The organism is Halalkalibacter alkaliphilus (assembly GCF_023555415.1).
Classification (GTDB): domain Bacteria; phylum Bacillota; class Bacilli; order Bacillales; family Bacillaceae_D; genus Halalkalibacter; species Halalkalibacter alkaliphilus.
This window is the reverse complement of the sequence record NZ_JAKRYL010000021.1, coordinates 1-11,931: the sequence shown is the minus strand read 5'-3', so window position 1 is coordinate 11,931 and position 11,931 is coordinate 1. Positions and strand designations below refer to the sequence as shown.

The 11,931-nt window shown below is 40.0% G+C and carries 13 protein-coding genes; 9 read left to right on the top strand and 4 right to left on the bottom strand.

Translation table 11 applies throughout. The features are described 5' to 3' along the window. Positions 1-128 precede the first annotated feature (128 nt). Entirely contained in the window at positions 129-1,448 is a 1,320-nt protein-coding gene (locus MF646_RS17405) for a Na+/H+ antiporter family protein (RefSeq protein ID WP_250097786.1), read from the top strand. Positions 1,449-2,752: 1,304 nt separating this feature from the next. After that, positions 2,753-3,343 carry a hypothetical protein gene (locus MF646_RS17400; protein WP_250097785.1) on the top strand — a complete coding sequence of 197 codons (591 nt, stop codon included), beginning with the start codon at positions 2,753-2,755 and terminating at the stop codon, positions 3,341-3,343. A gap of 49 nt (positions 3,344-3,392) precedes the next feature. On the opposite strand, the gene MF646_RS17395 is transcribed toward MF646_RS17400, so the two are convergent. Continuing rightward, on the bottom strand, positions 3,393-3,995 hold the full coding sequence (locus MF646_RS17395) for a biotin transporter BioY (RefSeq protein WP_250097784.1): 603 nt from the start codon (positions 3,993-3,995) through the stop codon (positions 3,393-3,395). A gap of 165 nt (positions 3,996-4,160) precedes the next feature. Between MF646_RS17395 and MF646_RS17390 the strand changes: the two genes are divergently transcribed. Further along, positions 4,161-4,595: an RDD family protein gene (locus MF646_RS17390; RefSeq protein WP_250097783.1), complete on the top strand. Its 435-nt coding sequence runs from the start codon at positions 4,161-4,163 to the stop codon at positions 4,593-4,595. Positions 4,596-4,667: 72 nt separating this feature from the next. Here MF646_RS17390 and MF646_RS17385 read toward each other — a convergent pair whose 3' ends face one another. Both MF646_RS17385 and MF646_RS17380 read right to left on the bottom strand, forming a co-directional pair. After that, the gene (locus tag MF646_RS17385; RefSeq protein WP_250097782.1) at positions 4,668-4,940 is read right to left on the bottom strand and encodes an HU family DNA-binding protein; all 273 of its coding nucleotides are present in this window, start codon (positions 4,938-4,940) and stop codon (positions 4,668-4,670) included. Positions 4,941-5,040: 100 nt separating this feature from the next. Next, positions 5,041-5,874 carry a YihY/virulence factor BrkB family protein gene (locus MF646_RS17380; RefSeq protein WP_250097781.1) on the bottom strand — a complete coding sequence of 278 codons (834 nt, stop codon included), beginning with the start codon at positions 5,872-5,874 and terminating at the stop codon, positions 5,041-5,043. Positions 5,875-6,000: 126 nt separating this feature from the next. Between MF646_RS17380 and MF646_RS17375 the strand changes: the two genes are divergently transcribed. Then, positions 6,001-6,429: a hypothetical protein gene (locus MF646_RS17375; RefSeq protein WP_250097780.1), complete on the top strand. Its 429-nt coding sequence runs from the start codon at positions 6,001-6,003 to the stop codon at positions 6,427-6,429. 6 nt (positions 6,430-6,435) lie between these two features. Here MF646_RS17375 and MF646_RS17370 read toward each other — a convergent pair whose 3' ends face one another. After that, positions 6,436-7,005 carry a cysteine hydrolase family protein gene (locus MF646_RS17370; RefSeq protein WP_250097779.1) on the bottom strand — a complete coding sequence of 190 codons (570 nt, stop codon included), beginning with the start codon at positions 7,003-7,005 and terminating at the stop codon, positions 6,436-6,438. A gap of 206 nt (positions 7,006-7,211) precedes the next feature. Between MF646_RS17370 and MF646_RS17365 the strand changes: the two genes are divergently transcribed. The 5 genes from MF646_RS17365 (at position 7,212) to yugI (ending at position 11,641) form a co-directional block, all read left to right on the top strand. Next, positions 7,212-7,706, top strand: a complete 495-nt coding sequence (locus MF646_RS17365) for an Lrp/AsnC family transcriptional regulator (protein WP_250097778.1) — start codon at positions 7,212-7,214, stop codon at positions 7,704-7,706. Then, positions 7,706-8,881 carry an aminotransferase gene (locus MF646_RS17360; protein WP_250097777.1) on the top strand — a complete coding sequence of 392 codons (1,176 nt, stop codon included), beginning with the start codon at positions 7,706-7,708 and terminating at the stop codon, positions 8,879-8,881. Before MF646_RS17365 ends, MF646_RS17360 begins: the two co-directional genes overlap by 1 nt. A gap of 199 nt (positions 8,882-9,080) precedes the next feature. Continuing rightward, the gene (thiM, locus tag MF646_RS17355) at positions 9,081-9,863 is read left to right on the top strand and encodes a hydroxyethylthiazole kinase (RefSeq protein ID WP_476729806.1); all 783 of its coding nucleotides are present in this window, start codon (positions 9,081-9,083) and stop codon (positions 9,861-9,863) included. Positions 9,864-9,881: 18 nt separating this feature from the next. Further along, a complete protein-coding gene (locus MF646_RS17350; RefSeq protein ID WP_250097776.1) occupies positions 9,882-11,021 on the top strand; it encodes a DEAD/DEAH box helicase in 1,140 nt (379 codons plus the stop codon). Positions 11,022-11,215: 194 nt separating this feature from the next. Continuing rightward, positions 11,216-11,641 carry a S1 domain-containing post-transcriptional regulator GSP13 gene (yugI, locus tag MF646_RS17345; protein ID WP_250097775.1) on the top strand — a complete coding sequence of 142 codons (426 nt, stop codon included), beginning with the start codon at positions 11,216-11,218 and terminating at the stop codon, positions 11,639-11,641. Positions 11,642-11,931 lie beyond the last annotated feature (290 nt).

Sequence of the window (11,931 nt, the reverse complement as noted above, 5' to 3'; positions counted from 1 at the left end):
TTGTTATTAATAGGCACGTTACCTCTTTGCTAAACAAAAGAACGCCATTGACAATATAGTAATATAGTGATAGTTTAGTTGAGTACTTTAATATATTAGTGATTTAGCAAAGTAAAGGATTTGAGAAAATGAATGCAGTTTTAATAGCGGTTCTTGTTATGTTAATACTTAGTCTAGTTCGTGTCCATGTTGTCATTGCACTTACAATTGGAGCATTAACCGGAGGACTACTTGGAGGCTTAGGCTTTTCACAGACGGTTGATGTGTTTACTGATGGCTTAGGTGGAAGTGCGACGGTAGCTCTCAGTTACGCACTCCTTGGGGCGTTTGCTGTTGCGATTGCTCGTACCGGTTTGCCGGATGTCATGGTTACATGGGTGATAAAACTTGTTGGACGAAATGATGATTCAAGAAAAAAAGCTCTTTCAAAAGCACTGATTTTCTTTTTATTAGCGGTCGTTTCCTGTTTCTCTCAAAACGTCGTACCAATTCACATTGCCTTCATTCCTATTTTAATTCCACCAATCCTAAAAATATTAAATGAATTAGGAGTGGACCGTCGTGCAATTGCAACAATCTTAACGTTCGGATTAACAGCACCATATATATTCTTACCGTATGGATTCGGTTTGATTTTCCATGGGATCGTTGCAGATAACATGGAGGAAAATGGCTTAGTGATTGCTCTTTCTGATATACCTAAAGCAATGGCGTTACCTACATTAGGGCTTGTTCTAGGGCTGCTCATTGCCATTTTTATAACATATCGAAAAAGCAGACAGTATGAGGACCGTCCTATTGTAGGAGCACCTGTAAATCAACAAGTATTTACAAAGTGGTCTGTCATTGCTGCTGTTATCGCGATTGTTGCCACTCTAATTGTGCAGCAGCTTTCCGATTCTATGATTATCGCCGCTCTTGCGGGTCTTGTTGTACTCCTTGTAAGTGGTTCATTAAAATGGAAGGAAGCAGATAATGTCGTTACAGAAGGAATGAAGATGATGGCATTTATCTCTTTTGTTATGCTTGCTGCTTCAGGGTTTGCAGCTGTCATCCGTGAAACGGGGCATGTAGACTTACTCGTGACACAAGCAGCGAATATCGTCGGAGAAAGTCAAGCCGCTGCGGCATTGTTAATGCTTGTCATAGGCTTGTTTATTACAATGGGGATTGGATCCTCTTTTGCAACGATTCCAATTATTGCTACATTATTTGTCCCGCTTGGTCTAGCTGCTGGATTTTCACCATTAGCCATTATTGCTTTAATCGGTACAGCAGGGGCGCTAGGAGATGCTGGAGCTCCAGCATCAGATAGTACACTAGGACCATCAGCCGGATTAAACGCCGATGGCCAGCACAATCATATATGGGATACATGCGTACCAACATTTATACACTTCAACATACCACTATTCATCTTCGGCTGGATCGCCGCAATGATGCTATAGATTTCAAAGAAAAAGGGCGGTTTTCCCTTTTTCTTTGAAATCGAAGCATTGAGCGGAGCCGTCGTAAAGGTTTTAAGCCTAAAGGAGCGGTCTTCTCCTTTAGGCGCACGACGAGTGGAGCCAATGCAAACGAGGACCGCTCTTTTTAAGAAAGGGCGGTTTTCCCTTTTTCTTTTGAAATCGAAGCATTGAGCGGAGCCGCTGCCAATGTTTTAAGCCTAAAGGAGCGCTCTTCTCCTTTAGGCGTGCAGCGAGTGGAGCCAATGCACACGAGGACCGCTCTGTTTAGGAAGGGCGGTTTTCCCTTTTTCTTTAAAATCGAAGCATTGAGCGGAGCCGTCGTAAAGGTTTTAAGCCTAAAGGAGCGGTCTTCTCCTTTAGGCGCACGACGAGTGGAGCCAATGCAAACGAGGACCGCTCTGTTTAGGAAGGGCGGTTTTCCCTTTTTACTTTTGAAATCGAAGCATTGAGCGGAGCCGCTGCCAATGTTTTAAGCCTAAAGGAGTGGTTTTCTCCTTTAGGCGCGCAGCGAGAGAAGCCAATGCACACGAGGACCGCTCTTTTTAGGAAGGCGGTTTTCCCTTTTTCTTTTGAAATCGAAGCATTGAGCGGAGCCGCTGCCAATGTTTTAAGCCTAAAGGAGCGGTCTTCTCCTTTAGGCGCACGACGAGTGGAGCCAATGCAAACGAGGACCGCTCTGTTTAGGAAGGGCGGTTTTCCCTTTTTACTTTTGAAATCGAAGCATTGAGCGGAGCCGCTGCCAATGTTTTAAGCCTAAAGGAGTGGTTTTCTCCTTTAGGCGCGCAGCGAGAGAAGCCAATGCACACGAGGACCGCTCTTTTTAGGAAGGCGGTTTTCCCTTTTTCTTTTGAAATCGAAGCATTGAGCGGAGCCGCTGCCAATGTTTTAAGCCTAAAGGAGCGGTCTTCTCCTTTAGGCGCACGACGAGAGAAGCCAATGCAAACGAGGACCGCTCTGTTTTGAAAAAGGGCGGTTTTCCCTTTCTCTTTTGAAATCGAAGTATTCTCGTAGTGAAATGGAGCGGAAGTCACTCGACTCCTGCGGGATGAAGAGGTAGGGTCGAGACCCCACAGGCGCAGCCGAGGAGGCTTGACACCTCCCCGCGGAAAGCGAGTGGCTGGAGCGCAATGGAACGAACATTAGGAAAACAAGTACCCCAAAAAACAAAAAAAGTATGCGAAAACAGTCTTTTAGAAAAGATTAAAATTTTTTAGAATAAATGAAACCTTTCACCACATTTCTTCGTCTAATTTAGTAGAGAAGAAAGAGGCGGGGTAAAAGAAATGAAGAGGTCAATTGCTATTCTCATATTTATTTGTTTATTCGTAACAGCTTGTCATAAAGATGATGTTAATGAAGATGAAGTTTTGTCTATTTTCGACGAATTTCTAGAACATGTCCATGAGTTGTTTGCGTATCATACATATGATGAACAAGCGTATTATAACGGAAAGTATCATACAGAAGATGAGATCCGGAAGTTTTTAGGAAGGTTTATGACTGACGCTGGAATGGAACAATTATTAGATGATATCTATGTCCAAAATAATGAGCGGTATGTGTATCAAGAAGAATTTCAATCTTACTTAAGCAATGAAGATTCATCTTACTATGAAATAACAAGACAAACGGTTTTTAACCCAGGGTTGCGGATGATTATGGGGGATGATCTGCAGATATACGAAGCAGAAGGAAAGATTGAACTTAGAGCAGAGCACGTACCGATTCAATTTTATGCTGAAAATAGTCTGTATGGTCATAGCCAATTTGGAGAGCTTGGCTATCCGTCTGTGGATTATTTATCATTGTACGTATCTATGGTTAAAGATGAGAAGACATATCGAATTAAAAGAATTGAAGTGAATTCATTATAAAGGGGTGCCTCAAAAGGTCTGTTTTACCCTTTGTGACACCCCTTTCGTATTAAGCGACTTGATTCGGTAATGAGTTGCGTCCGCGTCTTTTGTTCACAATATGATAAATACGAGAAGAAAGTACAGCAGCAAAGAAAGTTAAAATAATATCTTTGACAGCAGGTGCAGCCATCCAAGTCCAAACTACTTGATAGCTTACTGCCTCAAGTCCTGCTAAAAATTGAAAAGCATAGTACATATAATGAGTACCGACTACATAGTTAATAATAAGCCCAACAAAACAAGCTGCCATAAAAGTAGCAATTTTCTTTTTCTTGCTTCTCTCAATCATAAGTCCAGTTACAAAAGCAACCATAATATATGAAAGGAGAAAGCCAAAGGTTGGACTAACGAATGTCCGTAAGCCACCTGAAAATTGTGCAAAAACAGGGAAGCCGACAAGACCGACAAGTAAATAGACAATCATGGCAAGTGATCCCATTCGGCTGCCGAGAAGAGCACCTGCTAAGATGGCAAAGAGTGTTTGCAACGTGATAGGGACAGATCCGATAACAAGAAAAGATGTTAAATTAGCACCTATAGCCATTAATGCTGCAAACATGGCAACAAGAACTAGATCAACTGTATGTATTTTTGGTTTGATTGATGACATTTGTTCACCTCGTGTGTTTAAGTAGTTAACATTAGAATAATAAGGGATAAGTATATTGTCAACATTTATTTTCGTTTGGTTAACAAAGTGAATATGTGTACAATATCATTGTAAAATGTCTATAATAGAGACAGAGTGTTTGAGAGTAGAGGGAGGTTTTTTCTTATGGTTGAACGTCCTGCTGGATTTTGGGTTCGTGTAGGGGCGAGTATTCTTGATGTTATTGTTGTTTCAGGTACAATTTTTATTCTTGCTGCACTTTTTGGATTAACCCAAGATGCAAGAGAAATCGTAGATGGTATTGGAAATTTATTGTATTCATTGCTTCTTCCTGTATTATGGTACGGCTATACGGTTGGGAAACGATTGTTAGGAATTCGAATCGTTAAATTAGATGGAAGTAATGTTGGGTTTGGTACGATGCTATTAAGAGTCATCGTTGCTGGGTTTGTCTATGCTATTACGTTAATGATTGCTTTTATTGTTAGTGCGTTTATGGTAGCCTTTCGGAAAGACAAAAGAAGCATTCACGATATGATAGCTAAAACGTATGTTACGTATGAGAAACCGGCTGAGGCAAATCCGTATCAAGAATCTTAATAATATGGACTAGAAAGGTCTGATCTGCAGTATGCACGATCAGACCTTTTCTTTTGAGTTACGCTCGTATGTTTATTTCACTGATTCTTTTAATTGCTTTCCTGCTTTAAATGCTGGTGTTTTTGTTGCGGCAATATCAATTTCCTCACCTGTTTGCGGGTTACGTCCTTTTCTAGCCGCTCTTTCGCGAACCTCAAAGTTTCCAAAACCAATGAGTTGGACTGTTTCCCCTTTTGACAATGACTCCTCAATTAAATCAAATACAGCATTGACAGCGCTTCCGGCATCTTTTTTTGATAGTTGTGTACGTTCAGCTACAGCTTGTACTAGTTCCGTTTTATTCATTCCCTGTCATCTCCTCGTTCATTTAAATTCACCGTGCATTCTGATACCATCATCTCCAAAAATGAAAATTATATACACTTTTTTGAAATAATTTTTTAGGTTATGATAGATTGTTATTTCTATTTTTCTTCTGTAAGTAAAGAGTGGCGTTAATTTGACCACCAATAACGAGACTTACCCCTGTGAGAAAGAACCAAAGCATAAGGATGATAACTCCACCAAGACTACCATAGGTCGCCGTGAAATTTCCGAAATTACTTATGTATGTGGCAAATAAAGCAGAGATTACTTGCCAACAAACCGTTGCAGATACGGCTCCTATAATTACTTGTTTAAAAGTTAACTTCACGTTCGGGGCAATGGAATAAACAATCATAAGCACAAACGTCATCAACCCAATTCCTACAATCCAACGCAATGAATGTAAAATTTGTGCCGTTTCATGTGGAAGAAAAAAGTAATCCTCGAGCGCGTGAATAATCACATTACCAAAGACAGGCATTAACAATGTGACTACTATAACGGCAATCATAGCAATGGTTAACAAAATAGAAAGAATACGAAGTTTCACAAAGTTTCTTGTCTCTTCAATATTATATGAACGATTGACAGCGCGAACTAAGGCATTTACCCCATTAGAAGCGGACCAAATGGTCGCTAGTACCCCGAAGGAAACAAGTCCTCCTTGAGGCTCGCTAATGACTTCTAAAATTGTTGTTGAAAAGAGTTCATCAAGGCCTTCAGGGACGTAGTCATTAATAAATGAATAGATTGTATCAAGGTCAAAATGAAAATATGGAATAAGGGCTAATAAAAAAATAAGTAAAGGAAAAATAGAAAGCATGAAATAGTATGCCAATGTGGCTGACCAATCTGGAATAGGATCGGTTTTTAGTTTGTGAATAAATAGGGAATAAAAAGAGTTTTTCTGCATTTTCTTCTCCTTTAAATAGCTTTTTATAATATAGTCCCCCTCTTTATGCCGTATGAAACTCGTGTATAATAAACAAAAACGACACTGTTAGAAATGAGAAGTGTTAGACCAGAAAGGGGTGTCATCTTGACTTATCACGCTAAAGAGCCGAAATTTCTTTGGATTCTCTTATTTATTTTAACGATTACTTATGCGTATGCTCTTGAAGAAACATTATGGACTAATGTAGCATATGGTGTTTCTTTTATTTTTTTTGCAGCTCTGACAATGAGTTATCGACTTGATGTACTGGAAGATAAAATAATTCATATTGTTCACGTATTCGGTTTTGCTATAAGGAAGCGGACAATCGAAGCGGATGAAGTAGCTAAACTGACCACTATTCACTTAGGTGAAAGAACGATTATCCTTCTTCATTTAAAAAAAGGGCTCAGACTGAAGCTGCAGCGCTTCTCTCCAAAAGGATTGGAAACGGAATTGCTTGAATTCGCGAAGAAACATCATATTAAAGTTGAACATACTAACCCAAGTCAAGAAAACAAAAGGTCTAACTAATTGTAGTTAGGCCTTTGTTAAATTGTTAATGATTTTCGTTGAAGGTGAAATATCGGCTTTTAGTACTTCTTCCATAAAGTTTAAGGCATGTTCATTTGTTTGTAGTGTATTGGATGCAACGCAATCTGATGGAATCATAAGCTGGTAATCACGCATATAGGCATCATTTGCCGTAAATTGCACACACATATTCCCGGCTACACCCGTAATAATTAATGTATTGACATGTAAGTGAGTGAGCAACAGGTCTAAAGGAGTAGCAAAGAATCCTGAATACTTAGGCTTTAAGATAAAATAGTCGTCATCATCTGGTTTCATTATTTCAGCGATTGGTTTGCCGCGAACATTTTCTTCAAGACAATGAGACACAAGGTGCCTGAAGTCTGATTGCCACTTCCCGTAATTGTCGTTAACATAGATTACGGGCATACCTTCTTTTTTTAACGTGCGTTTTAAAGTTGCGATGTTCTTCGCCGAAGTAAGAGCATAAGGAAGCAATTGATAGCCACTTGAAAATTCAAGATCATTAATCATATCAATAATGAGTAATGCATAACGTGGTGCAGATGGTGTCATGTTTTTTAGACTCCTCCTAAGCAAGGGAATGAAGACTCTAACGTATCGAATAGAAAGAAACTCTTACATGAAGAAGATAACATTTTTACAAGAAATGTTCGAATAATAAGAAAAAAAGGTGATTCGTTACAGTGGCTCGGTATGTTATGATAAACCAAATGATTAGATAACATACGCTTAACGAACACAAAGGAGATAGAGAAAAAATGAATGAAAAAGCATTGGAAGTTTTGCAAATCATTGAAGGGGATGGCCGAGTATCTATCCAAACACTTGCTAAAATGGTCGACGCCTCAGAAGATGAAGTCAAAGCAATTTTAAAAAAATTAGAAGATGAAAAAGTTATTTTAAGCTATTCTGCCGTTATTGATTGGAGCAAGGTTGAGAAACAAGAAGGTGTTACAGCTGTGATCGATGTCAAAGTTACCCCGCAGCGTGGAGTAGGTTTTGATGAAGTAGCAGAGCGAATCTATCGCTTTCCTGAAGTGAAAGCACTTTACTTAATGTCTGGTGCTTATGATTTATCTGTTGTAATTGAAGGGAAGACCATGTCTGAAATTGCTCGCTTTGTTTCGGAAAAATTATCTACGATTGATACAGTTATTTCTACAACAACTCATTTCCAATTGAAAAAATATAAGCATGATGGGGTTGTCTTTGATCAAGGGGAAGAAGACCATCGAATTGTGGTGACACCATAATGTCAAACGTAAAAACTAACTCGCGATTATCAAATCGTGTTCAACAGATTAAACCATCCGGTATCCGGCGGTTCTTTGATTTAGCGTCGAAAATGGATAACATTATTTCACTAGGGGTAGGGGAGCCTGATTTTGTCACGCCTTGGAACATTCGTGAAGCGAGCATCTCGTCCCTTGAGCGAGGTTTCACCGCTTATTCTGCAAATGCGGGGATCATTGAACTAAGAAGAGAGATCTCCTCTTATATGAACAAGCGTTTTTCTGTTCAGTATGATCCTGAGAGCGAAGTGTTAGTAACAGTAGGTGCTAGTGAAGCAATTGATATTGGCATGCGTGCGATTCTTAATGAAGGCGATGAGGTCATTATCGTTGAACCGAGCTTTGTGTCTTATGTACCGCTTGTACAAATGGCTGGTGGAGTACCAGTTTCAGTTGGAACGAATAATCAAGATAATTTCAAAGTGTCAGCAAAGCAAATTGAAGCAGCTATTACTGATCGAACAAAGGCGCTTATGCTGTGTTTTCCAAATAATCCAACAGGCGCAACAATGAGTCGTGAAGATATGTTAGAAATAGCTTTACTCGCTGAAAGACATGATTTACTCGTATTTTCTGATGAGATCTATGCAGAGCTTAGTTATGACGAAAAACATGTTAGTTTCGCGTCGCTTCCGAATATGAAAGACCGGACGATTTTAATTTCGGGCTTTTCTAAATCCTTCGCCATGACAGGGTGGCGACTTGGCTTTGTATTAGCTCCCGAGGACTTGCTTTCAGCGATGCTTAAGCTTCATCAATATAGCTTAATGTGTGCACCTACAATGGCACAATACGGGGCATTAGAGGCGTTAAAGAGCGGCATGGATGATATCGAACGAATGAAGCAATCGTATAAACAACGTAGAAACTATGTTGTGAAGTCATTTAAAGAGATTGGCTTATCGTGTCATACGCCTGGCGGGGCGTTTTATGCATTCCCATCAATCGAAAGTACTGGGCTTACATCTGAGCAGTTTGCAGAGAAGCTCTTATTAGAAGAAAGAGTGGCTGTCGTTCCTGGTCATGTATTTGGTGCTGGGGGAGAAGGGCATATTCGCTGTTCTTATGCAACATCAATGGATAATTTAGAACAGTCAGTGGAGCGGATAGAAAGACTGTTGAAAAAGCTAACATAGAATTGTTGGACCTATAAAAAAAGAGGGCAAGAGCTTAAGCTCTTGCCTTCATTCGTAGGGGGAATACGATTGTAATATCCATTATGGGCATTGTTTTGAATTTTATACATAATCGTCAGAAAAATGTTACGTTTGTTTTTAGTAGGAAAAAAAGGTAAGATTTTCTCATAATTATTACAACAAGAAGAGGGCGGTTCATTTGTTAGAGCGTGTTCGAAAAGAGAATCCATTGGTCCATTGTATGACCAATGTAGTAGTTACGAATTTTACTGCGAATGGGTTATTAGCATTAGGTGCATCACCAGTAATGGCGTATGCTGAAGAAGAAGTAGCAGACTTGGCTAGTGTAGCTGGAGCTTTATTATTAAATATTGGTACACTTTCAAAAGCGCAGATTGATCAGATGATTGTAGCTGGACAAGCAGCTAATCGTGCTGGAGTACCAGTTGTCCTTGACCCTGTTGGGGCAGGGGCAACGGTTTTTCGAACAGAGAGCAGTAAGAGAATTTTGGACGAAGTACATATTTCTGTGTTGAGAGGGAACGCTGGGGAGATTGCTTCTCTTGTTGGAGTAGAAGCTAAGGTCAAGGGCGTAGATGGAAGTATGGAAGGTGATAAATTAGAATTAGCGAAACGCGCAGCGACTCAATTTCAATGTGTATGTGTTGTTACGGGTGAGGTGGATGTCGTAACCGATGGAGTTCGTGCACAAGCCATCCGTAATGGACACCCTTGGATGACGAAAGTGGTAGGAACTGGTTGCCTTTTAGGCGGAGTAATTGGTGCATTTATAGCTGCTAACCGTGAAAATATCCTTGAAGCAACAACGAGTGCAGTTACCTACTATGGGATTGCTGGCGAGCAGGCATATGAAAAAACGAATAGCCTTGGTATTGGCGCCTTCCAACAAGCATTCATAAATGAGCTTCACCTATTAACAGGGCAACAAGTAGACCAATTAAAGCGCACAGAAACGTTTTAAATAGAAAGAGGGAAAAGAATGAGCGAAACATTTTCATTTCATGTATTACCAAGTTTTTTAGTGAATGCATTAAAAAATATAGGTGTTACCGATCCAACTGATATTCAAGCAAAAATGATTCCAGAAGCCCTTGAAGGACAAAGCTTAATTGCACGTTCACAAACTGGGACAGGAAAGACACTGGCCTTCCTTCTTCCTGCACTTGCGAAGATTGAAAAGGATAAAAAAGGCCTTCAAGTCGTTGTATTAGCACCAACTCAGGAGCTTGCCATGCAAGTGCATGAAGTGGCAAAAAGCTTGACAAAAGAAGAATCAATTGAAATTGGCGCGTTTATCGGCGGAGCCAATATTAAACGTCAAGTTGAAAAGTTAAAAAAGCAAAAACCGCAATTGGCGATTGGCACACCAGGTCGACTATTAGAACTGATTGAAATGAAGAAATTAAAGCTCCATGAAGTGAAAGTTGTTGCCGTTGATGAAGCTGACCGGATGATGGCAGAGCGTCCATCGTGGGAAGCAACGATGCAGATTGCAAAACGGGCAGGAAGAGAAACTCAGTTCTTATTTGTTTCTGCAACGATACCAAAAGATTTTTCTGAACAAGTCGCAGATGCCGCCCCATTTGTTGTTCAGATTGAAGCAGAAGGTGGACTACTAAATACAGAACAGGTGAAACACCTTTTCATCAGAGTAGATACAAGAGATAAGATTGACACGGCTAGACGCTTAATTCATGCAGAAAAAATTGAAAAAGGAATTGTGTTTGTCAATCAATTGGAGAAGTTAGCTGAAACAGCTGAAAAGTTCTCTTATAAAGGAATTAAGGCATTAGCATTATCTTCAGACCAAGGAAAGCAGGAAAGGGAGCATGCCCTCCAATCCTTTAGAAAAGGAGATACCCATATACTTGTAGCGACAGATGTGGCTGCAAGAGGGCTTGATGTCGATGATGTTACACATATTATACAATTGGATCCTCCGGCAAGTCCTGATAGCTACTTGCACCGAGCTGGGCGTACAGGAAGAATGGGTAAGGCTGGAACGGTTATTACGTTAATGGATCGAATAAATGAGTATAAATTAGAAAAGTACAAACGTGATTTGAAAATTGATTTAGAAGAGCGGTATCTTTCAAGAGGGCAGTTACAAGCAAAATAAGGACGTGGGGGAGTCTCAAAAGGTCAAAAACAGACCTTTTGAGACTCCTCTCTTTATTTCCACAAATGCTTGTTTACTTGTTGAAATTATAGGGTATAAGGTATCAATATAAAAAGAGTACAATCCGTTTTTGCTTAAACGCTCTAATTGTGTTAAAATTAAAAGGTTAAAAATTATCTAGGAGATGTATGTATATGTCAAATTATGAAGTAGGCAATATCGTAGAAGGAAAAGTTACTGGCATTAAGCCATTTGGTGCTTTCGTAGCTCTTGATGAAAAAAAGCAAGGACTTGTTCATATTTCAGAAGTAGCGCACGGTTTCGTTAAGGATATTAATGATGTTCTTAAAGTTGGGGACGAAGTGAAAGTGAAAATCATGAATGTAGAAGAGGGGTCTGGAAAAATCTCACTTTCTATCCGTGCTACACAAGAAGCTCCTGAGCGTCCAGCTCGTCCGGCAAAGCCTCGTCCACAAGGAAATGCTGGTGGCGGCCGTAAACCACAAGTACAAAAGCAACAACAGCAACAAGGATTTAACACATTGGAAGATAAGCTTAAAGAATGGTTAAAGCAATCAAACGAAATCCAAGCTGACTTAAACAAGCGCGCGAAGAAATAATATAGTAAAAGCACTCATTTGAGTGCTTTTTTTCTTTTCAGTTACATAAAAAAGGTAAAACCCGACCTTTTTTTAGAAAGAGGGAAGTCAAAGGGAGTGGCCCTGGCTCCGCGCGCCGTACGCCTTTTAAGAAGGGCACTTAAAAGGCTGAAGTGATAACGGCGGCTACGCACTGGGCTTCAGGTATATAAAAAAAGGTAAAACCCGACCTTTTTTTCTTTTAGAAAGGGGGAAGTCAAAGGGAGTGGCCCTGGCTCCGCACGCCGTACGCCTTTTAAGAAGGGCGCTTA

Bases quoted from the DNA above. Each gene is read 5' to 3' on its own strand.
- MF646_RS17405 (WP_250097786.1), top strand. From the start codon at position 129: ATGAATGCAGTTTTAATAGCGGTTCTTGTTATGTTAATACTTAGTCTA.
- MF646_RS17400 (WP_250097785.1), top strand. From the start codon at position 2,753: ATGAAGAGGTCAATTGCTATTCTCATATTTATTTGTTTATTCGTAACA.
- MF646_RS17395 (WP_250097784.1), bottom strand. From the start codon at position 3,995: ATGTCATCAATCAAACCAAAAATACATACAGTTGATCTAGTTCTTGTT.
- MF646_RS17390 (WP_250097783.1), top strand. From the start codon at position 4,161: ATGGTTGAACGTCCTGCTGGATTTTGGGTTCGTGTAGGGGCGAGTATT.
- MF646_RS17385 (WP_250097782.1), bottom strand. From the start codon at position 4,940: ATGAATAAAACGGAACTAGTACAAGCTGTAGCTGAACGTACACAACTA.
- MF646_RS17380 (WP_250097781.1), bottom strand. From the start codon at position 5,874: ATGCAGAAAAACTCTTTTTATTCCCTATTTATTCACAAACTAAAAACC.
- MF646_RS17370 (WP_250097779.1), bottom strand. From the start codon at position 7,005: ATGACACCATCTGCACCACGTTATGCATTACTCATTATTGATATGATT.
- MF646_RS17365 (WP_250097778.1), top strand. From the start codon at position 7,212: ATGAATGAAAAAGCATTGGAAGTTTTGCAAATCATTGAAGGGGATGGC.
- MF646_RS17360 (WP_250097777.1), top strand. From the start codon at position 7,706: ATGTCAAACGTAAAAACTAACTCGCGATTATCAAATCGTGTTCAACAG.
- MF646_RS17350 (WP_250097776.1), top strand. From the start codon at position 9,882: ATGAGCGAAACATTTTCATTTCATGTATTACCAAGTTTTTTAGTGAAT.
- yugI (WP_250097775.1), top strand. From the start codon at position 11,216: ATGTCAAATTATGAAGTAGGCAATATCGTAGAAGGAAAAGTTACTGGC.